The 25545-nt window shown below is 65.6% G+C and carries 21 protein-coding genes; 8 read left to right on the top strand and 13 right to left on the bottom strand.

Annotated features, from left to right (window positions below):
* Positions 1-89: 89 nt before the first annotated feature.
* From hemC to ABB34_RS12200, 7 genes are all read right to left on the bottom strand, one after another.
* Positions 90-998 (bottom strand): hydroxymethylbilane synthase, encoded by a 909-nt coding sequence (gene hemC, locus ABB34_RS12230; protein WP_057641609.1) that lies wholly within the window; start codon positions 996-998, stop codon positions 90-92.
* Positions 999-1020: 22 nt separating this feature from the next.
* The gene (locus ABB34_RS12225; protein ID WP_057641608.1) at positions 1021-1740 is read right to left on the bottom strand and encodes a LytR/AlgR family response regulator transcription factor; all 720 of its coding nucleotides are present in this window, start codon (positions 1738-1740) and stop codon (positions 1021-1023) included.
* Positions 1741-1833: 93 nt separating this feature from the next.
* Complete coding sequence (locus ABB34_RS12220; RefSeq protein ID WP_057641607.1) at positions 1834-2499, bottom strand: alpha/beta hydrolase; 666 nt, start codon at positions 2497-2499, stop codon at positions 1834-1836.
* Between the two features lie 425 nt (positions 2500-2924).
* Entirely contained in the window at positions 2925-4832 is a 1908-nt protein-coding gene (gene mdoH, locus ABB34_RS12215; protein ID WP_057641606.1) for a glucans biosynthesis glucosyltransferase MdoH, read from the bottom strand.
* A 265-nt stretch (positions 4833-5097) separates the two neighbouring features.
* Positions 5098-5403 (bottom strand): DUF3817 domain-containing protein, encoded by a 306-nt coding sequence (locus ABB34_RS12210; protein WP_057641613.1) that lies wholly within the window; start codon positions 5401-5403, stop codon positions 5098-5100.
* A gap of 159 nt (positions 5404-5562) precedes the next feature.
* Positions 5563-6189, bottom strand: coding sequence for a CoA transferase subunit B (locus ABB34_RS12205; RefSeq protein WP_057641605.1), 627 nt, complete (start codon positions 6187-6189; stop codon positions 5563-5565).
* A gap of 1 nt (position 6190) precedes the next feature.
* Positions 6191-6925 (bottom strand): CoA transferase subunit A, encoded by a 735-nt coding sequence (locus ABB34_RS12200; RefSeq protein ID WP_057641604.1) that lies wholly within the window; start codon positions 6923-6925, stop codon positions 6191-6193.
* A gap of 200 nt (positions 6926-7125) precedes the next feature.
* Here ABB34_RS12200 and ABB34_RS12195 point away from each other — a divergent pair, with 200 nt between their 5' ends.
* From ABB34_RS12195 to ABB34_RS12185, 3 genes are read left to right on the top strand one after another with little or no spacing between them, the layout of a single operon-like run.
* The gene (locus ABB34_RS12195; RefSeq protein ID WP_057641603.1) at positions 7126-8478 is read left to right on the top strand and encodes a glycosyltransferase; all 1353 of its coding nucleotides are present in this window, start codon (positions 7126-7128) and stop codon (positions 8476-8478) included.
* Between the two features lie 3 nt (positions 8479-8481).
* On the top strand, positions 8482-9828 hold the full coding sequence (locus tag ABB34_RS12190; RefSeq protein WP_057641602.1) for a phosphohexomutase domain-containing protein: 1347 nt from the start codon (positions 8482-8484) through the stop codon (positions 9826-9828).
* 9 nt (positions 9829-9837) lie between these two features.
* Positions 9838-11241 carry a mannose-1-phosphate guanylyltransferase/mannose-6-phosphate isomerase gene (locus ABB34_RS12185; RefSeq protein ID WP_057641601.1) on the top strand — a complete coding sequence of 468 codons (1404 nt, stop codon included), beginning with the start codon at positions 9838-9840 and terminating at the stop codon, positions 11239-11241.
* Between the two features lie 216 nt (positions 11242-11457).
* On the opposite strand, the gene rfbD is transcribed toward ABB34_RS12185, so the two are convergent.
* Genes rfbD through rfbB form a run of 4 tightly spaced genes read right to left on the bottom strand, consistent with a single transcriptional unit; the run spans position 11458 to position 14862 of the window.
* Positions 11458-12357: a dTDP-4-dehydrorhamnose reductase gene (rfbD, locus tag ABB34_RS12180; RefSeq protein ID WP_057641600.1), complete on the bottom strand. Its 900-nt coding sequence runs from the start codon at positions 12355-12357 to the stop codon at positions 11458-11460.
* Positions 12354-12911, bottom strand: coding sequence for a dTDP-4-dehydrorhamnose 3,5-epimerase (gene rfbC, locus ABB34_RS12175; RefSeq protein WP_057641599.1), 558 nt, complete (start codon positions 12909-12911; stop codon positions 12354-12356). The genes rfbD and rfbC overlap by 4 nt, the downstream gene beginning before the upstream one ends.
* A complete protein-coding gene (gene rfbA / locus ABB34_RS12170) occupies positions 12908-13795 on the bottom strand; it encodes a glucose-1-phosphate thymidylyltransferase RfbA (protein WP_057641612.1) in 888 nt (295 codons plus the stop codon). Before rfbA ends, rfbC begins: the two co-directional genes overlap by 4 nt.
* An 11-nt stretch (positions 13796-13806) precedes the next feature.
* Complete coding sequence (gene rfbB, locus ABB34_RS12165) at positions 13807-14862, bottom strand: dTDP-glucose 4,6-dehydratase (protein ID WP_057641598.1); 1056 nt, start codon at positions 14860-14862, stop codon at positions 13807-13809.
* Positions 14863-15098: 236 nt separating this feature from the next.
* Here rfbB and ABB34_RS12160 point away from each other — a divergent pair, with 236 nt between their 5' ends.
* From ABB34_RS12160 to wecB, 3 genes are all read left to right on the top strand, one after another.
* Complete coding sequence (locus ABB34_RS12160) at positions 15099-15845, top strand: electron transfer flavoprotein subunit beta/FixA family protein (RefSeq protein ID WP_057641597.1); 747 nt, start codon at positions 15099-15101, stop codon at positions 15843-15845.
* Complete coding sequence (locus ABB34_RS12155; RefSeq protein ID WP_057641596.1) at positions 15845-16780, top strand: electron transfer flavoprotein subunit alpha/FixB family protein; 936 nt, start codon at positions 15845-15847, stop codon at positions 16778-16780. The genes ABB34_RS12160 and ABB34_RS12155 overlap by 1 nt, the downstream gene beginning before the upstream one ends.
* Before the next feature lie 68 nt (positions 16781-16848).
* On the top strand, positions 16849-17988 hold the full coding sequence (wecB, locus tag ABB34_RS12150) for a non-hydrolyzing UDP-N-acetylglucosamine 2-epimerase (RefSeq protein WP_057641595.1): 1140 nt from the start codon (positions 16849-16851) through the stop codon (positions 17986-17988).
* A gap of 659 nt (positions 17989-18647) precedes the next feature.
* Here the strand turns inward: wecB and ABB34_RS12145 are convergent.
* Positions 18648-20801, bottom strand: coding sequence for an acyltransferase family protein (locus ABB34_RS12145; protein WP_057641594.1), 2154 nt, complete (start codon positions 20799-20801; stop codon positions 18648-18650).
* Between the two features lie 593 nt (positions 20802-21394).
* Positions 21395-23338, bottom strand: a complete 1944-nt coding sequence (locus ABB34_RS12140; RefSeq protein ID WP_152979611.1) for a hypothetical protein — start codon at positions 23336-23338, stop codon at positions 21395-21397.
* Between the two features lie 342 nt (positions 23339-23680).
* Between ABB34_RS12140 and ABB34_RS15800 the strand changes: the two genes are divergently transcribed.
* Both ABB34_RS15800 and ABB34_RS12130 read left to right on the top strand, forming a co-directional pair.
* Complete coding sequence (locus ABB34_RS15800) at positions 23681-24370, top strand: CatB-related O-acetyltransferase (RefSeq protein WP_275452846.1); 690 nt, start codon at positions 23681-23683, stop codon at positions 24368-24370.
* A gap of 324 nt (positions 24371-24694) precedes the next feature.
* Entirely contained in the window at positions 24695-25492 is a 798-nt protein-coding gene (locus ABB34_RS12130; protein ID WP_083490186.1) for a class I SAM-dependent methyltransferase, read from the top strand.
* Positions 25493-25545: the final 53 nt, after the last annotated feature.

Here is a 25545-nt window from a genome sequence, read left to right as displayed (position 1 = left end):
TGTCGATTCGGCCTAGGGGCCAGGCGGGGAAATGATTCCCTGCGGGACATCACGAGCTCTCACCGCACTTCCATTCCCCATTCCCCGCCTTACCGCAACAACTCGCCGGCACCGGCCTCCAGCAGCTGCCGCGCCACTTCCCGGCCCACCGCCTCCGGGTCGCTGCCCGGCCCCTGCGCCTCGGCGCGGACGCTGCGGCCGTCGGTAACGCCACCGACCAGCCCCTGCAGCCACAGGTCGTCGCCGCGCCACTGCGCCAGCCCGGCCACCGGCACGTGGCAGCTGCCGTCCAGCGCGCGGTTCATCGCCCGCTCGGCTTCCACGCAGGGCCGGGTACGGGCGTCGTCCAGCACCGCCAGCAGCGCGACCACCGCGTTCGCATCGGCCCGGCATTCCACCGCCACCGCTGCCTGCGCCGGCGCCGGCAACCATTGCGGTGCGCGCAGGCGGTCGGCGATGCGCGCGCCCAGCTGCAGCCGCTCCAGCCCGGCGCAGGCCAGAATGATGGCGTCGTAGTCGCCGGCATCGAGCTTGGCCAGGCGGGTGTTGACGTTGCCGCGCAGGTCGCGCGATTGCAGGTCAGGGCGCAGCGCGCGCAGCTGCGCCTGGCGGCGCAGCGAGGAGGTGCCGACGCAGGCACCCTGCGGCAGCGCGTCCAGCGTGGCGTAGCGGTTGGAGACAAAGGCGTCGGCCGGGTCGGCGCGTTGCAGGATCGCCGGCAGCGCGAACGGCGCATCCAGTTCCATCGGCACGTCCTTGAGCGAATGCACCGCGCAATCGGCCTCGCCACGCAGCATCGCCAGTTCCAGTTCCTTGAGGAACAGGCCCTTGCCGCCGATGGCGGCCAGCGAGCGGTCCAGCACCTCGTCGCCGCGCGTGCTCATCGGCACCAGTTCGACCACCAGCCCCGGGTGCGCCCGGCGCAGGCGGTCGGCGACGTGTTCGCTCTGCCACAGGGCAAGCGGGCTCTTTCGGGTGGCGATGCGCAGCGTGTTCATGGCGCCATTATCGGCGCAGCGGTCATGCCCCGGCCAGTTCCGCCTTCAGCGCGGCAACGCAGCGGCGGCTGACTTCCAGCGGTTGCGGCACGTCGTGGAGCAGCGCCTGCACCTGCCCGGCCGGCGTGCGCCGCAACTCGCGCAAGCGCGGCCGCGCCACCAGGCAGTTACGGTGGATGCGCACGAACTGCGCGGCGAATTCCTCTTCCAATGCCCGCAGCGGTTCCTCGATCAGGTCCTCGCCGTGGACGTGGTGCACCACCACGTACTTCTCGTCGGCCTGCAGGTAGAGCACGTCCTCCAGCGGGATCAGCCGCAGGCTGCCGCGCAGGCGTGCGCACAGCGCCTTGCGCGCCGGCGTGCCCGGTGCCGGGGCGCGGCCGGCAAGGAAGGTGCGCACCCGCTCCAGCGCGGCCGCCAGCCGCTCGGCGCGGATCGGTTTCATCAGGTAGTCGATGGCCGCCGCCTCGAACGCCGACAGCGCGTGCGCGTCGTAGGCGGTGCAGAACACCACCGCCGGCCGCGGCTGCAGTTGCGCCAGTTGCCGGGCCACCGTCAGCCCGTCGCTGCCGGGCATGGCGATGTCCAGCAGCACCAGGTCCGGCGCCGCCGCCATGCAGGCCGCCAGCGCATCGGCGCCATTGCCCGCCTCGGCCACCACGCTCACGTCAGCGTGCGCGGCGAGCAGCGCGCGCAGGCGCCCGCGCGCCAGCGGTTCATCGTCGGCAATGAGCACCTGCATCGCCCTTCTCTCGTCTGCCAGTTCCCCGAGGCGCCCATGTTAGCCATCCCCGGTACGGCGCGGGCGGCCGGCGGGGCTATTCCGCGATGCGGCTCACGGCTGCGCGAAACGGGCCTGCAACCAGTCGCCCAGCGCGTGGATTTCCTCGGCGCAGACCTGGTGCGCCATCGGGTAGCGGTGCCATTCCACGCCGAAGCCCAGTTCCTTCAGCACCTGCATGCTGTGTTCGGCGACCTGCACCGGGATCACCGGGTCGCCGCTGCCGTGGGCCATGAACACCGGCTGCGCGGTGGCGCCTGCGGCCAGCTGCGCGGCGGCGGCATCCACTTCCGGCAGGTAGGTGGACAGGGCAACCAGCCCGGCCAGCGGTTGGCGGCGCTGCAAGCCAGCGGACAAGGTGATCGCCCCGCCCTGCGAGAAGCCGGCCAGCAGGATGCGTTCGAGCGGAATACCGCGCTCCTGCTCACGGGCGATCAATTCCTCGACCTGCGCCACCGACTCGGCCACGCCCGCCGCATCGGCGCGATTGCGGAAATCCATGCTGGTGATGTCGTACCACGCGCGCATCGGCAGGCCATTGTTGATGCTGACCGGGCGCTTGGGCGCATGCGGGAACACGAAGCGGATCGCCGGCCAGTGCGGGCGCACCAGCTCCGGCACGATCGGCGCGAAATCATGCCCGTCCGCCCCCAGCCCATGCAGCCAGATCACCGACCATTCCGGCGACGCGCCGGTCTGCTGTTCCACCGTTTCCAGCATTGCATGCGACTCCAAGGGACCGGGACGCATTATGCCTGCGCCAACGGAACGCCTGCCGTTGCCGTTGCCGTTGCTCGTGATTTTGCTTCCCGGCTTTTGACTTCCCCGCCGTAAAGCGAGCCGAGCACCGCAGTGGAACGAGGGGCGAAGAGGCGCACGTGTCTGAGCGAAGCGAGTTGTGCGCCGTCCCCTCGTTCCGCGAGGAGCGCAGGGAACCGATGCGGCGCAGCCGCATCGGCTCGCGTCCGGCCGTGCTTTCTTTGGGCCACGTTTCTTTGCACGAGCAAAGAAAGGTGGCTCGCTCCTGCGAAGCAGGAGTGAAAGCCTTTGCTTTCACCTACTTCCAACCAGCAACAGGGACATCAGGACTTCGCCGCCCCTCACCCCAACCCCTCTCCCGGAGGAAGCGGGGCTTTCAGAGCGGCCTAAAGCGGCTCAACCATCGCCGCGGCCCGCAACTCGGCCGCCCGCACCAACACCGGCGGCGGCACGCTTTCCTCCGGAATGGACAGCAACCGATGCCGGCGCAACCAGTCACCCACCTTGCGCGACGACGTGATCCCCACCACCGGCACCGCCAGCGCCATGCCGATCACCACCGGCGCCATCCACGCCGCCAGCGACGGCGATACCGCGTAGGCCATCGCCCCCATCGCCACGCCGAACATGCTCAGCCCGCCGTAGCTGCGCAGCAGCGCCGCCCAGGAAACACTGCCATCGTCGCGCTGCTGCGCATCCCAGCCCGAATCCCTGCCGGACAGCACCTCGGCCACGCCGCGCGACTGCACGTACATCACCACCGGCGCCATCAGCGCGGCCAGCACCGTTTCCAGCAGCACGCTCAACAGCGCGCGCAACGCACCGCCGCAACCACTGCGCTCCTTCCGCGAGGCCAGCATCGCCACGTAGCCCATCGCCTTGGGTGCCAGCAGCACCGCCATCGTCACCACGAACACCCACAGCACGCCCCGCTCGTCCAAGCCGCGCCAGTAATGCAGCGGCGACAGCCGCAGATGCAGTTCCTCCGCCAGGTCGATGCCGCCCTGGAACAGCGGGATGGCCATGCCGATCAGCATCAGCATCGCCCACATCGGCGCGGTGAAGTAATGGCCGATGCCGATCAGCATGTGCACACGACTGACCCAATGCAGGCCGGCGCTGCCGACCACCTTGGAATGCTGCAGGTTGCCCTGGCACCAGCGGCGGTCGCGGATCAGCAGGTCGGTCAGCGTCGGCGGGCCTTCCTCGTAGCTGCCGTGCAGGTAGGGCACCATGTGCGCGGCCCAGCCGCCGCGGCGCATCAGTGCCGCCTCGACGAAATCGTGGCTGAGCACGTGGCCGCCGAACGGCTTGCGCCCCGGCAGCTCCGGCAGGCCGGCCTGCTCGGCGAAGGCGCGGGTGCGGATCACCGCATTGTGGCCCCAGTAGTTGCTCTCGGCGCCATGCCACCAGGCCACGCCATAGGCCATCACCGGGCCATAGACGCGGCCGCCGAACTGCTGCATGCGCGCGAACGCGGTGCGCCCGCCGACCACCGACGGCAGCGACTGGATCAGGCCGACGCCGGGGTGGTTCTCCATCGCCGACACCAGCCGCACGATGACCTCGCCGGTCATCAGGCTGTCCGCGTCCAGGATCAGCATCTGCGGGTAGGCCCCGCCGAAGCGGCGCACCCAGTCGGCGATGTTGCCGGCCTTGCGTCCGCTGTTGTCGGCGCGACGCCGGTAGAACAGCCGCCCGGCCCCGCCGGTGGCGGCAAGCAGGCGCGCGAACACCTGCTCCTCGGCCTCGCCGATGGCCGCGCGCGTGGTGTCGCTGAGCACGAAGAAATCGAAGCGGTCCAGCTGCCCGGTAGCCGCCACCGATTCGTAGATGGCCTGCAGGCCGGCCATCATCCGCCGCGGGTCCTCGTTGTAGGTCGGCATCAGCAATGCGGTGCGGCTGCGCAGTTCCGGCAACGGCGCATCGGGGTGGATACCCAGCTTGCGGCGCCCGCGCAGCAGCGCCTGCAGGCCGGCCAGGCTGCTGACGAAGGACAGCGCGACCCAGGCGAACAGCAGCACGAACAGGCCCAGCAGGCAGGCTTCGAGCACGCCGATGCCGCCCCGGGCCAGCACCTGCACCATCATCCACGTCGCCACCAGCGTCATCGCGATGGTGGTGCCGAACACGTACAGGCGCCGCCATGCGATGTTCGGCGGCGAGGTGTCCTGCCGGCGTCCCTGCAGCCGCCCCTGCCGCAGCGACTGCTCGGGCATCGGCAGCGGATGCTCCGCCGGCAGGACCGCGTTGCCGGCATCCACGGCGACGGCCGTGCCTTGCCCCGCCGTCATGGGCGATGCCACGCGCCGGCAGGCGCCTTTCGGGAAGGGGGCGCCGCCAACGGGCAGGCGGCATGGCGGGAAACACGGCTTCCGTGGTTCACGTGGGGCTCCAGGGACAGGCAAACGGGGAAATCTAGAAGATCAAACCTAAACGGACCGCGAAGACGCCCCGATGGAAACGGCATAGTGTGCGCCCGATCGCCCCCGATGTCGGCTTCCCCGGACGCCATCCTCCGGGTTCGTCCCAGCCCCGGCTCGCGGGGCAGCGAATCGCTCAGCGCGGCGGCGACAGCAGGCCGCGACGGCGGAACCACCATTCCAGCGGCACGGTGACCAGCGGCGGCACCGCCGCCAGCAGGGCCAGCAGCAGCGCCCACAGCGGCCAGCGCTGGCGGATGCCGGCGTACACGCTGGCCACCACGTAGAGCAGGAAGGCCAGCCCGTGCAGGCGGCCGAACAGCCAGACCCCCAGCTCGGTGGTCTGGGTACCGTACTTGAGCAGCATGCCGACCAGCAGCCCAGCCCAGGTGGCACCCTCGATGAAGGCGGCGGCGGCGAACAGTTTCCCGGCAGGGGACATCGGCTTGGCGGGCATCAACACATCGTCATCCAGTCGGAAGGCCGCGGATTGTAGGCGACTTTCCCCGGCGGACGGTTTCGATGTGCACCCGATGGATCGCGGATGGCTCCGGGCACGGCGGTGCCCGGAACCATTGGCCCGTCCGGGCCCTGTGACAGCTCAGGCGAAGGCCACGCCGGTCCTGGCCTTCAGCTCTTCCAGCTCCACGCCCGGCGCGGTTTCCACCAGCTTCAGCCCGGCCTCGGTGACGTCGAACACCGCCAGGTCGGTGATGATGCGGTCCACCACGCCCACGCCGGTCAGCGGCAGCGTGCATTCGGGCAGGATCTTGTGCTCGCCGTTCTTGGCGGTGTGCTCCATCAGCACCACCACGCGCTGCACGCCGGCCACCAGGTCCATCGCCCCGCCCATGCCCTTGACCATCTTGCCGGGCACCATCCAGTTGGCCAGGTCGCCCTTGTCGGTGACCTGCATGGCGCCGAGGATGGCCAGGTTGATGTGGCCGCCACGGATCATCGCGAACGAGTCATGGCTGCCGAAGTAGCTGGCGCCGGCACGCGCGGTGACGGTCTGCTTGCCGGCGTTGATCAGGTCGGCGTCGATCTCGGCCTCGGTCGGGAACGGGCCGATGCCGAGCAGGCCGTTTTCCGACTGCAGCCACACGTCCACGCCCTCGGGGATGTGGTTAGCGACCATCGTCGGCAGGCCGATGCCCAGGTTCACGTAGGCGCCGTCGGTCAGTTCGCGCGCGGCGCGCTGCGCCATCTCGTCACGGGTCCAGGCCATTTCAGTTCTCCTCCGCGCGCACGGTGCGCTGCTCGATGCGCTTTTCCGGCGTCGCGTTCAACACGATGCGGTCCACGTAGATGCCCGGCAGGTGCACCTGGTCCGGGTCGATCGCGCCAACCGGCACGATCTCCTCCACTTCCACCACGCAGACCTTGCCGGCCATCGCGCAGGCCGGGTTGAAGTTGCGCGCGGTCTTGCGGAACACCAGGTTGCCGGCCGCGTCGGCCTTCCACGCCTTGACCAGCGACACGTCGGCGCGCAGCGCGGTTTCCATCACGTAGTGCTTGCCGTCGAACTCGCGGATTTCCTTGCCCTCGGCCACCACCGTGCCGTAGCCGGTGGCGGTGAAGAACGCCGGGATGCCCGCGCCGCCGGCGCGCAGGCGCTCGGCCAGGGTGCCCTGCGGGTTGAATTCCAGTTCCAGTTCGCCGGCCAGGAACTGCCGCTCGAACTCCTTGTTCTCGCCTACATACGACGAAATCATCTTCCTGATCTGGCGCGTGGCCAGCAGCTGGCCGAGGCCGAAGCCATCGACGCCGGCATTGTTGGAAATGGCGGTCAGGCCCTTGACCCCGCTGTCGCGCAGGGCGGCGATCAACGCCTCGGGGATGCCGCACAGGCCGAAGCCACCGACCGCCAGGGTCTGCCCGTCGGCGACGATGCCGTCCAGGGCCTGGGCCGCGCTGGCATACACCTTGCCGCGCCGCCCGCTCGAAGTTGAGGGATCGCTCATTGCACCACGCCCGCAGTCGAAAGATGCCCGCATTCTAGCCGCACTCGCATGCCGCCCCCCTTGGACCTTCGTCCAGCCGACGGGCTCCGGCGCATCCACCGCGCGCGGTTTGCCTGCCCGGCGGGTTTTGCGCAGAATCGTCCGCCCGGCCATCGGTCTGTCTTCCGGCCTGCATGCAGGTAGGCCACCGAACGGCATCCATGCGTCCTTCCCTCCATCGTTTCCTGGCCATCCTGCGCTGGCGCCTGGCGCGCCACGGGATGCTGCTTTCGGGCGCCCTGCGCAGCCTGGCCAACCGCGGCATCGGCGGCACGGCGGCCACCATCCGCAGGCGGCTGCAACCGGTGGACGTGCCGACGCCGGCAGCGGCCACGCCGGAGCTGGCATCTTCCGGCGGCCCCCTGTTGCTGTTCATCGATGCCGGCGCGCCCACGCCCGAGCGCGATTCCGGCTCGGTGCGCGCCTGGCGCATCCTGCAGTCGTGCCGCGAGCTGGGTTGGCAACTGGCCTTCATGCCGGACAACGGCCAGGTGCCGGAGCCATCCGCGCGCCTGCTCGGCGAGCTGGGCGTGGAAGTAATCGGGGTTCCCGGCCGCCCGCGCCTGGACCGATGGCTGGCGCGCAATGGCGAACGTGTCTGGACCGTGTTCCTCTGCCGGCACCATGTCGCCCGCCGCCACCTGCAATTACTGCGCGCGATGACCAGCGCGCAGGTGGTGTTCGACACGGTGGACCTGCACCACGTCAGGCTGCACCGCGCCGCCGCCCTGCAGGCCGCGCCGGACCTGCAGGCCGAGGCCGAGCGGGCCCGCCGGGAGGAATTCGCGCTGATCCGGGCGTGCGACGCCACCGTGGTGGTCAGCCATGCCGAGCATGACTACCTGCGCCGGTCCGGCGTCGGCACCCCGTTGTGGGTACTTTCGAACGTGCACGACGTGGCGGCGGGCGAGCGCCGCTTCGAGGACAGCCGCGACCTGCTTTTCGTGGGCGGCTACCAGCACCACCCGAACCGCGAGGCGATCGCATGGCTGTGCGAGGCGATCATGCCGGAACTGCGCAAGCACCTGCCCGGCGTGGTCCTGCACCTGGTCGGCGACATCCCCGAGGCCGCCGCGGCCGGGCTGCGCAGCGACGACATCCGGGTGCACGGGCAGGTGCCGACAGTCGAGCCGTTCCTGCTGGGCTGCCGGATCAGCCTCGCGCCCCTGCTCAGCGGTGCCGGCGTCAAGGGAAAGATCAACGAGGCCATGAGCCACGGCTTGCCGGTGGTCGCCACGCCCGTCGCGGCCGAGGGCATGTTCCTCGCGCATGGCGAGAACGCGCTGATTGCCGAGGACGCCATCGCCTTCGCCGAGGCCACCGCCCGCCTGTACCGGGATGGCGAGCTGTGGCAACGGCTGTCGCGCAACGGCTACCGCAACATCGAAGCCCATTTCTCCTCGGCCCTGGCACGGCGCACGCTGCAGCAGCTGCTTGGTTTGCCGCAGGTTGAGGAGGCAAGTGGGACAATACCCGCCGGTCCGAGTACCGCATCCCGCATTCCCAAGGAGTAATCCATGCCGCTTCCCGCATTCAAGGCCTACGACATCCGCGGCCGCGTGCCCGGGGAACTCAACGAGGACCTCGCAAGAAAGATCGGCAAGGCGCTGGCGGCGCGGCTGGGCGAAGGCGCGGTGGTGCTGGGCCACGACGTGCGCCTGACCAGCCCCGGCCTGCAGGAAGCGCTGGCTGCCGGGCTGCGCGGCGAGGGCCGAGAGGTGGTCGACATTGGCCTGTGCGGCACCGAGGAGGTCTATTTCCAGACCGACCACCTCGGCGCAGCCGGCGGGGTGATGGTCACCGCCAGCCACAACCCGATGGACTACAACGGCATGAAGCTGGTCAAGGAGCAGGCGCGGCCGATCAGCTCGGATACCGGCCTGTTCGCCATTTCCGATGCGGTGGCCGCCGATGAATCACCAGCCACCGCGCCGCATGCCGGGCAGGTCGAACGGCACGACAAGAGCGCCTACATCGCGCACCTGCTGTCCTACGTCGATGCAGGCAAACTCAAGCCGCTGAAGCTGGTGGTCAACGCCGGCAACGGCGGCGCCGGGGCGATCATCGACCTGCTCGCGCCGCATCTGCCGTTTGAATTCGTGCGCATCTGCCACGAGCCGGACGGCAGCTTCCCCAACGGCATCCCCAACCCGCTGCTGCCGGAGAACCGCGCCGCCACCGCCGAGGCGGTGCGCGCGCACGGCGCCGATTTCGGCATCGCCTGGGACGGCGACTTCGACCGCTGCTTCTTCTTCGACCACAACGGCCGCTTCATCGAGGGCTATTACCTGGTCGGCCTGCTGGCGCAGGCGATCCTGGCGCGCAATCCGGGCGGCAAGGTGGTGCACGACCCGCGGCTGGTGTGGAACACGGTGGAGATGGTCGAGGCGGCCGGCGGCGTGCCGGTGCTGTGCAAGAGCGGGCATGCCTTCATCAAGGAGAAGATGCGCGCCGATAACGCGGTCTACGGCGGCGAAATGAGCGCCCACCATTATTTCCGCGAGTTCGCCTATGCCGATTCGGGGATGATCCCGTGGCTGCTGATCGCCGCGCTGGTCAGCGAATCGGGCCGCTCGCTGGCCGACTGGGTGGAGGACCGCATGGCCGCCTACCCGTGCAGCGGCGAGATCAACTTCAAGGTCGCCGACGCCACCGCCGCCGTCGAACGGGTGATGCGGCACTTCGCCGCGCAATCGCCGGTACTCGACCACACCGACGGCATCAGTGCCGACTTCGGCGACTGGCGCTTCAACCTGCGCAGCTCCAACACCGAGCCGCTGCTGCGGCTGAACGTCGAAGCGCGCGGCGACGCCGCGCTGATGCGCGCGCGCACCGACGAAATCTCCACCCTGCTTTCGGCCTGAGGCCCTGCCATGAACGCCATCACTCCCGTCATCCTGTCCGGTGGCTCCGGCACCCGCCTGTGGCCGCTCTCGCGCGAGGCCTACCCCAAGCAGTTCCTGCCGCTGGCCGGCACGGCGACCATGCTGCAGGCCACCTGGCAGCGCGTGGCCGCCATCGCCGCGCACGGGCCGCTGGTGATCGCCAACGAGGCGCACCGCTTCGTCGCCGCCGAACAGCTGCAACAGGTCGGCGCGCAGCCGCAGGCGATCATCCTTGAGCCGGTCGGCCGCAACACCGCACCGGCCATCGCCGTGGCCGCACTGGAAGCCACCGGCAACGACGAGGACCCGCTGCTGCTGGTGCTGCCCTCGGACCACGTGATCGCCGACGAGGCCGCCTTCCATGCCGCGGTGCGGCTGGCCGCGGCCGCGGCCGAAGCCGGCAAGCTGGTGACCTTCGGCATCGTGCCGAGCGGCCCGGAAACCGGCTACGGCTACATCAAGGCCGCACCCGGCAATGGCGCGCGCGCGGTCGAGCGTTTCGTCGAGAAGCCCGACCTGGCCACCGCCACCGATTACGTCGCCAGCGGCCACTACCTGTGGAACAGCGGCATGTTCCTGCTGCGCGCCTCGCGCTACCTGGACGAGCTGGCGCGCTTCAACCCGGCCATGCTTGAGGCCTGCCGCGGCGCCTGGCAGGGCGCACGCCGCGATGCCGACTTCACCCGGCTCGATGCCGCGGCATTCGCCGCGGTGCCGTCCGACTCCATCGACTACGCGGTGATGGAAAAGACCGCCGACGCGGTGGTGGTGGCGCTGGACGCAGGCTGGAACGACGTCGGCTCGTGGACCGCGCTGCGTGATGTTTCCACCCAGGACAGCCACGGCAACGCCCATCGCGGCGACGTGATCGCCATCGACTGCCGCAACACCTACGCCTATGGCGAGAAGCTGGTGGCGCTGGTCGGGCTGGACGACGTCATCGTGGTGCAGACCGACGATGCGGTGCTGGTCGGCAAGGCCGACCGCATGCAGGAGGTCAAGGACGTGGTGGCGCGGCTCAAGGCCGAGGGCCGCAGCGAGGCCAGCTGGCATCGCAAGGTCTATCGCCCGTGGGGCGCCTACGATTCGATCGACAACGGCGCGCGCTTCCAGGTCAAGCGCATCACCGTGAAGCCCGGCGGCACGCTGAGCCTGCAGATGCACCACCACCGCGCCGAGCATTGGGTGGTGGTCAGCGGCACCGCCGAGGTCACCCGCGGCGACGAGGTGCTGCTGCTGGGCGAGAACCAGAGCACCTACATCCCGCTCGGCGTCACCCACCGCCTGCGCAACCCCGGCAAGCTGCCGCTGGAACTGATCGAGGTGCAGTCCGGCAGCTATCTGGGCGAGGACGACATCGTGCGTTTCGAGGACACCTACGGGCGCAGCTGAGCACAGCAGCGATCTCCGGTGGGGGCCGGCCGTTGGCCGGCACTGTCCCATCGACCGCATGAATGCCCCACGGCGCTGCCGCGCCATTGCCCGACCAACTGTCGGGTGCCACTCGCCGATGCCGTTTTTCTGGTAGATGCGGGGCTTGCCCCGCATGAAGCTGTATCGAGAATGCCCCATGCGGGGCAAGCCCCGCATCTACGTCACCCTTTCGATTCAGCGCTGCGCCAACTCGCGCAGCACCTTGCCCACGCCGTCGCGCCAATCCGGTAGTTCGATACCGAAATCGGTTTCCAGCGACGAGGTATCAAGGCGCGAATACGCCGGGCGCCGCACTGGCGTCGGGTACTCCGCCGTGGTGATCGGCGTCACCCGCGGCGCGCGTTCGATCATGCCGGCAGCCAATGCCTGCCTGAAGATTTCTTCGGCGAAACCATGCCAACTGGTTTGCCCGGAGGCAGTCAGGTGCCAGGTGCCGGACAACCCACCCGGATGCCGCAATGCCCGCGCGGTGGCATCGGCGATCAGCGCCGCCGGCGTCGGCGTGCCGATCTGGTCGGCGACCACCCGCAGTTCATCGCGCTCGGCGCCCAGCCGCAGCATGGTCCGCAGGAAATTGTGGCCATGCGCGGCATGGACCCACGCGGTGCGGAAGATCAGGTGGCGGCCACCGGCCACGCGCACTGCCTCCTCGCCGTCGCGTTTGCTGCGGCCGTAGACGCCCAGCGGCGCGGTTGCATCACCGGGCAGATAGGGGCGCGTTCCCCGCCCATCGAACACGTAATCGGTCGAGTAGTGCACCAGCGGCGCGCCGCGCGCCGCGCACCAGCGCGCGATCACGCCCGGTGCCTGCGCATTGGCGCGGTATGCCGCTTCCGGCTCCTGCTCGGCGCGATCCACCGCGGTGCAGGCGGCGGCATTGACCACCCGCGAGGGCCGCAGCCGATCCAGCAACGCCGGCAAGCTGCCGGGCTGGTCGAAATCGGCCACTTCACAGGCACTGCCATCGGGCAATGCACCGCTACGGGTCGTCGCAATCACCTCGCCCAGCGGCGCCAGCGCGCGCAGCAGTTCCTGCCCGACCTGACCGTTGCCGCCGAACACCAGCACGGTCATGGCCGGTAAACCGGCAGGCGGTCTTCCGCAATGTCGCCAAGGAACGGCGCTTTTTCGTCCTTGGCCGAAAGCACCGGCGCGCTGAGCGGCCAGTCCACGGCGATGTCGGCATCGTTCCAGCGCACGCCGGCATCGGCTTCCTTCACGTACACGTCGGTGCACAGGTAGCTGAACACCGCGCGCTCGGACAGCACCGCGAAGCCGTGGGCGAAACCCTCCGGTATCCAGAACTGGCGACGGTTTTCGGCACTGAGGATCACCGCCTCCCACCTGCCGAAGGTCGGCGAACCTCGGCGAATATCCACCGCCACGTCATACACCTCGCCTTCGAGCACGCTGACCAGCTTGCCCTGCGGCCGCGGCCACTGGTAATGCAGGCCGCGCAGCACGCCCTTGACCGAGGTGGAGACGTTGCTCTGCACGAACTGCGTCGGCAGGCCATGTTCGGCGAAACGCTCGGCGTTCCATGTTTCGAAGAACACGCCGCGCGCATCGCCGAATACCGCCGGCTCGATCGCCCTGCAGCCCGGCAGGGAGGTTTCGATCACTTTCACGGCACTATTCCACGTTGCAGCAGCGTGTGCAGGTACTGGCCATAACCGTTCTTCAGCAATGGCGCGGCCAGCGCTTCCAGCTCCGCGTCGCTGATCCAGCCCTGGCCATAGGCGATTTCCTCCGGACAGCAGACCTGCAGGCCCTGCCGGGTCTGGATGGTCTCGATGAAATTGGAGGCTTCCAGCAGCGAGGCGTGGGTACCGGTGTCCAGCCACGCGTAGCCACGGCCGAGCTGCTCCAGGTACAGCGCACCGGCGTCGAGGTAGCGCTTGTTCAGATCGGTGATTTCCAGTTCACCGCGCGGCGAGGGCCGCAGTTCGGCGGCATGGTCGCTGGCGTTGCCGTCGTAGAAATACAGGCCGGTCACGGCGTAGTTCGAGCGCGGCCGCGCGGGCTTTTCCTCGATGCCCACGACCTTGCCGGCGGCATCGAATTCGGCCACGCCATAGCGCTCGGGGTCGTTGACCCAATAGCCGAACACGGTGGCGCCCTGCGTGCGCGCACCGGCATTGCGCAGCAACTGGCGCAGGCCGTGGCCGTGGAAGATGTTGTCGCCCAGCACCAGGCAGCTGGGCTTGCCGGCGACGAACTCGCGACCGATCAGGTAGGCCTGGGCCAAGCCATCAGGGCTGGGCTGCACGGCGTAGCGGATGTCCATGCCCCACTGCGAACCGTCGCCCAGCAGCGCCTGGAACAGCGCCTGCTCGTGCGGCGTGTTGATGATAAGCACCTCGCGGATGCCAGCCATCATCAGCACGCTCAAGGGGTAGTAGATCATCGGCTTGTCGTACACCGGCAGCAGCTGCTTGCTGACGCCCTTGGTGATCGGGTACAGCCGGGTGCCGGAGCCACCGGCGAGGATGATGCCCTTGCGTTGGGTCATGTCATCCATCCTCAAGCCGCGGTGCCGATGCGTTGCAGGCGATAACTGCCGTCGAGCACGCCGTTCACCCATTCCTGATTGTCCAGATACCAATCGACGGTAAAGGCGATGCCCTGCTCGAAGCTGTGCTTCGGCTCCCAGCCCAGCTCGTTCTTCAGCTTGGACGCATCGATGGCGTAGCGGCGGTCGTGGCCGGGACGGTCGGCGACGAAGGTGATCTGGCTGCTGCGCGACTGGCCGTCCACACGCGGCCGGCGCGCGTCGAGCAGTTCGCAGATCGCCTGCACCACTTCTATGTTCTGCTTCTCCGAATTGCCGCCGACGTTGTAGGTTTCGCCCACCCGGCCCCTGGCCAGCACGGTGCGGATCGCCTCGCAGTGGTCGGCCACGAACAGCCAGTCGCGCACCTGCCTGCCATCGCCGTACACCGGCAGCGGCTCGCCGGCCAACGCCTTGGCGATCACCAGCGGAACGAGCTTCTCCGGGAAATGGTACGGGCCGTAGTTGTTCGAGCAGTTGGTGGTCAGCACCGGCAGGCCATAGGTGTGGTGGAACGCGCGCACCAGATGGTCCGAGGCCGCCTTCGATGCCGAATACGGCGAATTGGGCGCATAGGGCGTCGTCTCGGTGAACCTGCCGGTCTCGCCCAAGCTACCGTACACCTCGTCGGTGGAGACGTGCAGGAAGCGGAACGCCGCGCCGTTGCCGGCCGGCAACGCCTTCCAGTAATCGCGCACGGCTTCCAGCAACGCCAGGGTGCCGACCACGTTGGTCTGGATGAAGGCGGCGGGGCCGTCGATGGAACGGTCCACGTGGCTCTCGGCGGCGAAGTTCAGCACCGCATCGGGCCGGTGTTCGGCCAGCAGGCGGGCCACCAGTTGGCGGTCGCCGATGTCACCCTGCACGAACACGTGGCCCGGGTTGCCTTCCAGCGCCGCCAGCGTGCGCAGGTTGCCGGCATAGGTCAGGGCATCGAGGTTGACGACCCTGATGCCGCGGGCCACCGCCTCCAGCACGAAATTGCCGCCGATGAAACCGGCGCCACCGGTCACCAGCCACGTGGGCATTGCCCGTTCTCCGTTTTCATTCACTGTGCCCGGTTTCCGTCGATCCGCAGCCTGTTTCAGGCCGCAAGGATACAGGCTGCGGCATTCGCCCCGCCGTGGCCGATGCCGGGCGGGCCGCGCCGGTGAATGCACAGGCTTCCATACGCGTTCGCATGGAAATCCCCCACCCGCTAGAATCGGGCTTTCATCCGTCCGGCATGGCGCCGGCCCCCAGCAACCGAAGGATCCCGCAGCACATGAAAATCCTCGTCGCGTACAAGCGCGTGGTGGACTACAACGTCCGCATTCAGGTCAAGCCGGATGGTTCCGGCGTGGTCACCGACGGCGTCAAGCTCTCGCCGAATCCGTTCGACGAAATCGCGCTGGAAGAAGCCCTGCGCCTGCGCGACAAGGGCATCGCCACCGAGGTCGTGGTCGCCACCATCGCCCCGGCCGATGCCCAGGCGCACCTGCGCAACGGCCTGGCCATGGGCGCCAACCGCGCCATCCACGTGGTCACCGACCAGGCCATCCAGCCGCTGACCGCCGCGCGCACCCTGCTCAAGCTGGTGGAGAAGGAACAGCCGGACCTGGTGATCCTCGGCAAGCAGGCCATCGACGACGACGCCAACCAGACCGGGCAGATGCTGGCCACGCTGTGGGGCCGCCCGCAAGCCACGTTCGCCTCCAAAGTCGAGATTGCAGACGGCAAGGCCACGGTCACCCGTGAAGTCGACGCCGGCCTGGAAACGCTGGAAGTCGATCTGCCGGCGGTCATCACTACCGACCTGCGCCTGAACGAACCGCGCTTCATCAAGCTGCCGGACATCATGAAGGCCAAGGCCAAGCCGCTCGAGACCCTGCAGCTGGCCGACCTGGGCGTCGAGGCCGCCGACACGTTCAAGACCACCCACTACGCCGCCCCCGCCAAGCGCAGCAAGGGCGTGATGGTGAAGGACGCCGCCGAACTGGTGGCCGCACTCAAGCAGAAGGGGTTGCTGTAATGGCCAAGATTCTCGTCATCGCCGAACACCTGGACGGCAAGCTCAACAGCGCCGTCGCCAAGACCGTCTCGGCCGCCGCCGCCATCGGTGGCGACATCGACGTGCTGGTGCTGGCCGCCGACCCAACCGCCGTCGCCACCGAAGCCGCGCAGATCGCCGGCGTCGGCAAGGTGCTGACCCTCGCCAACCCGGCCAACGAACACGCCATCGCCCAAGTGCAGGCCCCGCAGATCGCCAAGGCCACCGCCGGCTACAGCCACGTGTTCGGCCCGTCCACCACCACCGGCAAGGACCTGATGCCGGCCGTGGCCGCGCTACTCGGCGTCAACCAGGTATCCGACCTGATGACCGTCGAAGGCCCGCACACCTTCAAGCGCCCGATCTACGCCGGCAACGCCATCGTTACCGTCGAAGTGCCGGCCGACCAGGTGGTCGTGGCCACCGTGCGCGCCGCCTCGTGGCCGGAAGCGGCCAAGGGCAACAACGCCCCGGTCGAGGCGATCAGCATCGATGCCGCACTGCCTTCGCACACCCGCTTCATCGGTCTGGCCGCCGGCAAGAGCGACCGCCCCGACCTGCAGAGCGCCAAGCGCGTGGTTTCCGGTGGCCGCGGCGTCGGCTCGGAAGAGAACTTCCAGATCATCTACAAGCTGGCCGACAGGCTCGGCGCGGCGGTGGGCGCCTCGCGCGCGGCGGTGGATGCCGGCTACGTCCCCAGCGACATGCAGGTCGGCCAGACCGGCAAGATCATCGCCCCGGAACTGTACGTCGCCGTGGGCATCTCCGGCGCCATCCAGCACCTGACCGGCATCAAGGACGCCGGCACCATCGTCGCCATCAACAAGGACGGCGACGCGCCGATCTTCGAGGTGGCCGACATCGGGCTGGTGGGGGATTTGTTCGCGATCCTGCCTGAGTTGGATGCGGCGCTATAATCGATGCACTGAGGCAAGGGCCACTACGGTGGCCCTTTTTCATGGCGTATCGGAAGGCTGACAGATCGATGGATAGCAAGAAGATCATGGCGGTATTCGGCACGCGGCCGGAAGCCATCAAAATGGCTCCGGTAGTTCGAGCCCTCCAAGCCCATCCAGGATTGACGCCGCAAGTAGTTGTCACCGCGCAACACCGGCAAATGCTTGATCAGGTCCTTGAGTTGTTCCATCTCGTCCCGGACGAGGATCTGGACCTGATGGCTCCATCGCAGACACTTCCAGACTTGTTCGCCCGCATCCTTGCCGGGATGAGCGAAGTGCTGGCACGCAGGAAGCCCGACTTGGTATTAGTACATGGCGATACCAGTACGACCCTGGCCACCGCCTTGGCTGCCTTCTATGCCCGTATCCCCGTGGCGCATGTGGAGGCAGGACTGCGCACAGGTGACCTGACCGCTCCGTGGCCGGAAGAAGCCAATCGCCGTCTGACCGCTCCACTGTCGTCGCTGCACTTCGCCCCCACGGCTCGTGCCCGCGACAATCTCATCACGGAGGGCATTGCCGCCAGCGACATTCATGTCACGGGCAATACGGTGATCGACGCGCTGTTGGAAGTAGTTGCCCGCATCGAACGGGATGGAGAACTGCGATCCAGATTGGATGCGATGTTTCCTTTCTTACAGCCAGGCCATCGTCTCGTACTGGTGACCGGGCATCGTCGCGAGAACCTCGGCACAGGCATGGAAAACATCGCTCGCGCCCTTGCCGATATCGCCGCATCCGGCAACGTGCAAGTGGTCTATCCGGTGCATTTGAATCCCAGAGTGCAGGAACCCATGCGTCGGTTGCTTGGCGACATCCCTCGGGTCCACCTGATCGAACCTTTGGACTATCTACCTTTCGTTCACCTGATGAGCCGCACCCACTTGATAATCACAGATTCAGGTGGTGTCCAAGAGGAAGCACCTTCGCTGGGCAAGCCGGTTCTGGTCATGCGGGACACCACCGAAAGGCCCGAAGCAGTCGAAGCGGGAACAGTGAGACTGGTGGGCACTGACCGGGGAAGGATCGTCGCCGAGTCGATGCGATTACTCGATGATGACGATGCCTACACCGTCATGGCACGGGCACACAATCCCTATGGTGACGGTCTTGCCGCCGCCAGGATCGTCGACACGATCCACGCTTGGATGCATCCGCCCATCTGAAGGACCACATACTCCCGGACGGCATCATGTGGAGATTCGGAGCCATCGGATATCGCGGCCGGGCTCCTTGCAACAATCGCCCCCGTGCCGTCATCAGCCATCTCCGGAAAGTAACAAAAGAGGATGACAATCCTGCTTGTCGCCCCGTTGCTGCCGACAAAGGCCTTTATCGGTTGCTCCCGGACGGGCAACGCCATGCAGAAGCCCCACAAATCCGCTTCCGCGGTCACCAATGCCGCTGGTCAGGCCAGACAGCCGAAAAGGCTCTCTTACGGGATCCAACCTGCACCTTGCCTGTTGCCTTCGGCGCGATCGGATCAAAGAGGCCGTGGCTTGCAGGCTCCAGCTCAGAATCTGGATCGAATAGCCATGTCTGGAACAGCATTAGGTAACCGACGCAATTGCCATCACCGTCGCCGGCCGTCCGGTGAGCCGAAGCGACTCGACGACGGACGTATCCGCATCGTTTCCAAGCGGGGAAGGCACTGCACGATCACGGCCACCACCAGAGAGTGAGGCAGGCTGTGGGCCTCATCCCTCTGCCAGCGGTTTGACATACCCCGATATCCCGCGACCAAGAAGGCCCACGTGGCAGCCGTGCGGCATCACCGGTGATGGACTGCTATCGGTCCCATCCCAATCCGACTGGTCCATCTCCCTCAGGGTCGTACGCTCGCCTCGGTACGCTCCGGATTTGGAACTCCGGCGGCTCCCGCCATCGCCTTTTCAAGGCGCTCAGCGAAGAAGTTGGCCATGGACCGTGAGTATGTCGCGGTCAGATGGTGGCTATCGCGCCAAACGACGACGTTGCCGATGACCGCCGGACATATTCCGTCCGGACAAACCAGATCGGTGAAGTCCAACAGTGCGACCTCCCTCTCCTCCCGACGTGCGGCAATCACCGGATCCGGCTTCGAGGCAGCGATCTCCTGAAGCCTGATCCGGCATTTCCTGTCGTTCGCAAGGCAGGACTCGGGACTGGGATCACGCCAGCGTGGCGTGTCCACCACCGCCACCACCCGGGATCCCCCGGCCATGATCTCCCGCCATAGCCCAACCATCGCTTTCCGTGGCGACGGAGGCTTATCTCCTTCCGCAGACCACGTACGGACGCCACTATGCATTTGCGCAAGGATCACCAGATCGGGACGTTCCTCGGCAATGATCCGAAGCACCTGTCGTCCCCACGCCAGGCACTCACCATAGGGTTTGCCGGCCCGCCTCAGCATCACCGGCATCAGTGGGCAGGACGACTTGGTATAGCTGAATGCGTTCCAGCCCTTCTGCTCCGCAACCTCTTCAAGAGCAGGAATCCAGTTCGCCGCGTGGGAGTCTCCAATCAGGAAGACCTTGAACTTTCCCTGCGGATCACCATAACGACAGGCAACGGGTTCGGAATCCTTGAACCGCAGATGGCATCCGTTGTCGTAGGCTGCCGCCCGGTCCTGCTTCAGTGCTGCCAACGAGGGAACATAGTCATTGCCCTGCGTGGGCGGATCACCTCCCCGTGCAAGCACCCCGGCTCCGGGATAGCGATCCCGCAGCCGCTGCGCTTCCGCCTCCTCGCGGGCAACACCCCCCAGCAACGCGCCAGCCAGCAATACGGGAACCAAGGCACCTGTGGCAATGCTCCGGATCGGCCGGTGGATTGATGTGGCGCCCGCGCCATGGTGACGGAATCGGTCTTCGACATGCACCTTGCTGAACGAGGCAAGCCCCAGTGTCGCCACGATCACAATGGCACCAGCCACTGGGCCGATCGCTCCGTCACCGGCCTTCGCCATGAAGAACACTACGATTGGCCAATGCCACAAGTAGATCGAATATGACGCATCCCCCATCCAGCGAAATGGTGGGCTTGCCAGCAACGCATACGCGCTGAAACGGGAATCGCTGCCTCCCGCAACGATGACCAAGACCGCTCCGATCGTGGGCACCAACGCCGCATATCCTGGAAAGGGGGTAGCCGCATCGAATGCAAAAACCGCCAGAGCGATACCGATCAGGCCGATCCAGCCCACCAGATCCCGTGACCATTGCCGGCATGGGATCGGAGTTACCGCGAGCAAGCCTCCCAGACTCAGTTCCCAGATCCGCGTATGGGTGACGAAATAGGCATGTGCCGGATCAGCTCGGGTCAGCCAGACCGAGGCGCCCAGCGACAGCATGGTGACGATTGCCAAAGCCATCCGCAGGCACCCGGGCAATGGCAGCCCTGCCCTCCTCGCCCCCCACGCCAAGATCGCCATCAAAGCGGGCCAGAACAGATAGAACTGCTCCTCGACCGATAATGACCAATAGTGTTGAACCGGACTGGCCGGGTTTTCCGCCCCCAGATAATCCATGGACAGATGCGCCAACCTCCAATTCTCCACGTACAACGCACTGGAGATCACCTCGAACGCGGTATCCCTCCACGCTGTCGGGGGGAGCAGTAGCGGCGTCATCAACGCAATCACAGCCAGTACGATCGTCGCCGCAGGTAGAAGGCGGCGCATCCGCTTCAGGTAAAAGATTCCTAAGCCTATGCTTCCATCTTGTTCAAGTTCTCTGAGCAGAAGCGAGGTGATCAGAAAGCCCGATATCACGAAAAACACGTCTACGCCGACGTAGCCTCCACCAATGGCGGCAGGCCAGACGTGGAAGAGAAGAACGGCGGCGACGGCGATCGCACGCAGCCCTTGTATCTCGGGGCGCATCCTGATGTTGCCGCCCTTCTCGTTCCCTTGCATTTCGCCTTGGCCCGCCAGCTTCGGATGATCCGGCGCGATGATATTTATCGATATCCTAGGCCGTTGCCGCACCTTGTGCATCACGACGCCGCGGCAAGCATGCATTTAACCGGAAGTCCATGCTGCTGGCCTTCAGCTACCTGGAGCAGGCCGCGCACCTGTCGCTGCAGACTTCACAGCCTCATGCCGGTGAGCAGCCAGGGCACGAATCCCGCGCGGCGGCAACATGAACTGGCCTGCATCGTGCCGAGCCATGCAGTAGTAGTCGTGTTCGCCGTCGATAGGCGGCAATAAGATACCCGGTAGTCGGTGCCTGTCACGTGCAGTGTCCAAGCGCATGGGTTCCAGCCGGCCGGCAATCTGTTGCCCCACCTCGCCCAACGGCCAAGCCGTGCAACTCCGCCGCCACAATTGAGATAACGTGAGCCAGCAGATGGAAATTGCCGCTGGACCCTTGATTCAACCCCAACCAGGGGCCGCCCCCGGCAATGAATGCACGTCATTCCAGGGGGCGCGTGCGCATCGGATCCGGTGCTCGGGATCCATGTAATCCCGTGGTATGCCCATGCCTTAAAGATTCACCGGGCCTCATGAGACCCGGCACAATGGCACATCAACAGGAATATCTGCGTCAACATCTGCGCCGTAGCGGGGCTATTTCGCACCATGCTTTCCTACTCCCCTGCATCCCATGCCATGGCAGCCAGTTCCTGCATCCTGCGATAGGAAGCGGTCATGGCCTGCATCTGGTTGCACCCGTTAGCGTCAAGCATCCCGCGGTGGATCCCGATGTTTCCGCTTGAGACCACGGGATCGAAATGGCTCCTGCCCACATTGTCCACCGTCCCCGACAGCAGCCAGTCCCGTACCTGCTCACGGTACACCCGATCCAGCACGAAGCGCTCGAAAGGTACCTCGCGCAGGTTCCCGAGCACCCGTTCCTGCCTGCCCTGGCGATAGGTAATGTATTTCTGCAATCCCCATCCGTAGAGTTCCGCAAGCTGGCGCGGGCTACGCCAATGGTTCTTGTCCTTGAGCCTGCGATCCGCATAGACATCCAGCGGGTCGCGGAACACTACGACGGCCCGGCTGGCCTTGAATATCTGCAGCATCTCGACCTCACGCCCGAAGATGGCATTGTTGAACAGGACGGCCCTGCCTCCCTTCTGCTCGAGCAACATGCGGCAGAGGGACTCCGTGGTCCGGCCAAGAAGATCACCGAGCCCGGCACGCATAGGGGCTTCCAGCAAGGCGGCATACCCCTCGAAGAATTCGCGGAAAGGGCGCGTGTAGGCGTGGGCATGCCGCTGTACGTTGTTCGTCGCCGCCGCACAGCTCTTGTAGCTGTTGTAACCGATCCCCGACAGACCTGTCACATGGAGGCAGAGCATGTCCCAGAGCCGTTGCCACGCCACTCGTCGCGTTGACCTTGCGGCTATCCAGAAGTCGCCCAGACCCGCGTCCGCCTGGATGAATGTCGCTTCGGTACCGGAATCGGCGTTCAGAAGGGGGGCATCACCCGCTCCTTCGAATTCGCTGAAGCCTTCGCTGCCGCGGATCTCGTCATATACGGCGCCGGAACCCGACCAGCCAAAGCCACAGATGAAAACCTTGGGCACGCCGTCGTCCCGGTTCCCGTCCGGTTCCTCGAGCAATTCTCCGGGCAACTCGGATGGCCGCTCCTTCAAGGTATCGATGATCCCGAGCATCGCAAGGCAGTCGCCCACGATCTCTTCCACCTGCTCCAGACCCGCGTATTTCACCCGGACAGCTCGCTCCATGGCCCGCGCAGCCGACCTGCCATCTCCCGAAACCAATGCCACATGGGCCAGCATCGCGAGCGCGTCAGGATTGGTGGACATACGCTTGCCTAGCCAGGCAAGCGCCTCTTCATCGATAGTGGCGAAATCAGTCGCCATACCGGCGCGGGCACCTGCGTACGACATCGCCACCGAATCGAGCGCCGTCAAGTCGACATGGTTGGCAGCAAGCCGGAACAGCTTCGCCGCCACTTCCATCTTCCTGAAGGTGAAACAAAGCCGCGCCAGTTCCAGATACGGATGCACCCCACCCTCTTCCGCACCTGACCTCGGCCGTTCCAGTTCCTGTGCCAAGCGCGTCAGGTCCTTTGGCATGCTGCCGAGAAGCACCGAAGGAGACTGCGATACCGCCCGCCGCCCGTCGGAGGACGCATGGGCGAGGAATCCGAGTACCCGACCGGCTTCGCCATGATGTCCCGCACACGCCAGCATCCCGGCCAGTCCTATCGTCTGCCCGGGTGGGAGGCCAACCTCCCGTCTCGCCTGCTCGGTGAACCAGCGGACTTGAGCCATTTCGCCCGATGTCACTGCCACGGGCAGGTGATCGATCAACCCATCCGAACCATAAGGCGCAACCCGGTGGATCAACTCCCAGCATTGCAGCGCCAGCCGGAACGGGCCTTCGCGCTCCAACTCGATCGCCAGCCGATGCAGTATCTCCACGTCGAACGGCCGGCCGGCCATGATGACCGCCTTGAATATGACGAAACGCGTACGTGGTCCACGCGAATCGATGAATTTCCGCAGATACTTTCTGAAGCTTCTCACTTTGAAAGGATTGCCTGTAAATGGAGCCATGGAATCCCGCCGGCATCACGTCCATCGGGCACTTTCATCATGATACCAAGACCTGGGCGATCACAGCAGAATGGGCGCTGCCCATGTGCAGGAGGGGAGCCCGCTTGGCCGACGCTCCCCCATAACTGCAGCTCGATCATCGATCTTCGTCTCCTGCTACCATCAACCACCAAGGAAGCCTGCGGCCGCAGCGGGAAAATAGATGGCAGGCCCTGCCCGCAAACAACCGGGCAAAGTGCACTTTAATATGCCTGTCCACTTCTGCACGCATCGCATCGTTACGCTCATGCCCCGGGCAGGCTGACACGGATTTACAATCACCACGAATACATGGACCAAAGCATGAGTCACATTGACGAATATTCAGCGCCCGGGGTCAGGCCCGGCAAGAAAGTGATAGTCCAGTATGAAGCACCAGTCAACCTGATTGGCTCGATCAAGATTGCGAACTCCATAATGATTGGCGCCTATACCTATATCGTGGGGCCAGCCAGAATCGGAAACGTACGCTCCATCGGTCGATACTGCAGCATTGCTCCCGGCCTGAATGCAGCCCCTTCCGATCACCCGACCAACTGGTTGAGCACTTCGCCCTTCCAGTATTCGAAGAAGAAGTTCGCATTTTCCAACTGGCACGAAGGATTCCACTTTACTCCAAGGACAACAGAGAATGATCCGACCAGGAAGCTCCTGCCGACAACCATCGGCCATGATGTCTGGATCGGCACCGGCGTCACCATACTGAATGGAGCAAGCATCGGAGATGGCGCGATCATCGCGGCAGGATCCGTCGTGACCAAGTCCGTGCCACCCTATGCAATAGTCGCCGGGGTTCCTGCGAAGGTAATTCGCATGAGGTTCCCCGAAAATACCATCCAACAACTTCTGGAAACGAAGTGGTGGAGGTTCGATGCCAAGACGCTCTCCGGGCTCCCCTTCGACAAGCCGGCACAAGCACTGGAGGTGCTCGAATCAAGGATTGCAAGCGGCGAGGCCGTCGAAGCTCCCCCTGCCTTCAAGGCGATGAAATGACAGACCGAGGTTGCTCGACTCGATATATGATGGAAGCCGAATATATGTTCATTCATGCCACCTCGACCTTGCAGGACAAACCACTGCACGATAGCTCCCCGGCATGCTCCTTGGCACATGAGCTTCATTGGCCAGCGGCATATTCCAGTTCATGGCGTGCCTGCCCATTGACGCCGCAAACGAATGATGGCGACATACCTGCATCGAACAAGGATGGCGCATATGATTTCGGGCCAACGATTCCCGCGTGGACCGCAGGCCTGATCGAACCACCAAGACCAGGCATACCACTGCTCTTGAATTGAGATATCAGGAGATCCCCCCATGGCTGCCAGGAAAAATCCCAAGGTCGGAACGGGGGTACACGCCTTCCGTGCATGTCTTGCCGCTTACCAATTGCTTTCAGATCTGGAACGTACGCACGCGAACAGGAAAGTACGTCTGCTCGATATAGGAGGGTCACATGGGGTCCATGCGCGATTCTTTCGTGACCATGGTATCCATGTGGACCTCGTCGATATGGTCGCCGGTGATGAACCCCCGGCATTCGTCGGGGATTATCTTCAGTTCAAACCGCGCCTGCCTTATGACGTCGTATGGTCAAGCCATGTACTCGAGCATGTCCGCAACGTCGGCTTGTTCATCGACAAAATGACCCTGGATCTGGCGCCGGATGGCTATTGCGTTGCAACCGTCCCGCCGATTCGCGGTGAGAAGATGGCGTTCAATCATCTGAGCTTCTGGAACCCCGGAATGCTGCTCCTCAACTTCGGCATGTCGGGATTCGACATGGGCTCCGCGCGCCTGGCTCGATATGGCTACAACGTGAGCATCATCGCAAGATTGGCTGACGTCATTCCGGACGACATGAAAGACGGATTCCCGCAGAGCATGGTTCTGTCGCCCCTCCATTTCAACGGAGAGCTCAAGCGCCATAACTGGGAAAAGCGACTTTCCAGGTACAGAACGGCCCTTCCAATGGCTGATATTGCCTTTGCATCGCAGGCCGAAGCGGAGGAGACCATGTTCAAGGATGACTCTCCCCTCTTCTGCCTCATTGCCTCCGGAGAGAAAAAACTATTGCATTACAGGGACGGAAATCAGCTTATCCGCGCACCATAGCTTCCGAAAAGATTTCGTCCTCACCTGCTGCACCTATATGGCCTGGTTTCGCA

The sequence above is a fragment of the Stenotrophomonas daejeonensis genome (genome assembly GCF_001431505.1).
GTDB classification, from domain to species: Bacteria; Pseudomonadota; Gammaproteobacteria; order Xanthomonadales; family Xanthomonadaceae; genus Stenotrophomonas; species Stenotrophomonas daejeonensis.
Note: the sequence above shows the minus strand (reverse complement) of the source record. Positions and strands in the feature narration are given on the sequence as shown.

What these genes read in the sequence shown, in the direction of transcription:
- hemC (WP_057641609.1), bottom strand. Translation starts at nt 998, where the DNA reads ATGAACACGCTGCGCATCGCCACCCGAAAGAGCCCGCTTGCCCTGTGG.
- ABB34_RS12225 (WP_057641608.1), bottom strand. Translation starts at nt 1,740, where the DNA reads ATGCAGGTGCTCATTGCCGACGATGAACCGCTGGCGCGCGGGCGCCTG.
- ABB34_RS12220 (WP_057641607.1), bottom strand. Translation starts at nt 2,499, where the DNA reads ATGCTGGAAACGGTGGAACAGCAGACCGGCGCGTCGCCGGAATGGTCG.
- mdoH (WP_057641606.1), bottom strand. Translation starts at nt 4,832, where the DNA reads ATGACGGCGGGGCAAGGCACGGCCGTCGCCGTGGATGCCGGCAACGCG.
- ABB34_RS12210 (WP_057641613.1), bottom strand. Translation starts at nt 5,403, where the DNA reads ATGTCCCCTGCCGGGAAACTGTTCGCCGCCGCCGCCTTCATCGAGGGT.
- ABB34_RS12205 (WP_057641605.1), bottom strand. Translation starts at nt 6,189, where the DNA reads ATGGCCTGGACCCGTGACGAGATGGCGCAGCGCGCCGCGCGCGAACTG.
- ABB34_RS12200 (WP_057641604.1), bottom strand. Translation starts at nt 6,925, where the DNA reads ATGAGCGATCCCTCAACTTCGAGCGGGCGGCGCGGCAAGGTGTATGCC.
- ABB34_RS12195 (WP_057641603.1), top strand. Translation starts at nt 7,126, where the DNA reads ATGCGTCCTTCCCTCCATCGTTTCCTGGCCATCCTGCGCTGGCGCCTG.
- ABB34_RS12190 (WP_057641602.1), top strand. Translation starts at nt 8,482, where the DNA reads ATGCCGCTTCCCGCATTCAAGGCCTACGACATCCGCGGCCGCGTGCCC.
- ABB34_RS12185 (WP_057641601.1), top strand. Translation starts at nt 9,838, where the DNA reads ATGAACGCCATCACTCCCGTCATCCTGTCCGGTGGCTCCGGCACCCGC.
- rfbD (WP_057641600.1), bottom strand. Translation starts at nt 12,357, where the DNA reads ATGACCGTGCTGGTGTTCGGCGGCAACGGTCAGGTCGGGCAGGAACTG.
- rfbA (WP_057641612.1), bottom strand. Translation starts at nt 13,795, where the DNA reads ATGACCCAACGCAAGGGCATCATCCTCGCCGGTGGCTCCGGCACCCGG.
- rfbB (WP_057641598.1), bottom strand. Translation starts at nt 14,862, where the DNA reads ATGCCCACGTGGCTGGTGACCGGTGGCGCCGGTTTCATCGGCGGCAAT.
- ABB34_RS12160 (WP_057641597.1), top strand. Translation starts at nt 15,099, where the DNA reads ATGAAAATCCTCGTCGCGTACAAGCGCGTGGTGGACTACAACGTCCGC.
- ABB34_RS12155 (WP_057641596.1), top strand. Translation starts at nt 15,845, where the DNA reads ATGGCCAAGATTCTCGTCATCGCCGAACACCTGGACGGCAAGCTCAAC.
- wecB (WP_057641595.1), top strand. Translation starts at nt 16,849, where the DNA reads ATGGATAGCAAGAAGATCATGGCGGTATTCGGCACGCGGCCGGAAGCC.
- ABB34_RS12145 (WP_057641594.1), bottom strand. Translation starts at nt 20,801, where the DNA reads ATGCACAAGGTGCGGCAACGGCCTAGGATATCGATAAATATCATCGCG.
- ABB34_RS12140 (WP_152979611.1), bottom strand. Translation starts at nt 23,338, where the DNA reads ATGGCTCCATTTACAGGCAATCCTTTCAAAGTGAGAAGCTTCAGAAAG.
- ABB34_RS15800 (WP_275452846.1), top strand. Translation starts at nt 23,681, where the DNA reads ATGAGTCACATTGACGAATATTCAGCGCCCGGGGTCAGGCCCGGCAAG.
- ABB34_RS12130 (WP_083490186.1), top strand. Translation starts at nt 24,695, where the DNA reads ATGGCTGCCAGGAAAAATCCCAAGGTCGGAACGGGGGTACACGCCTTC.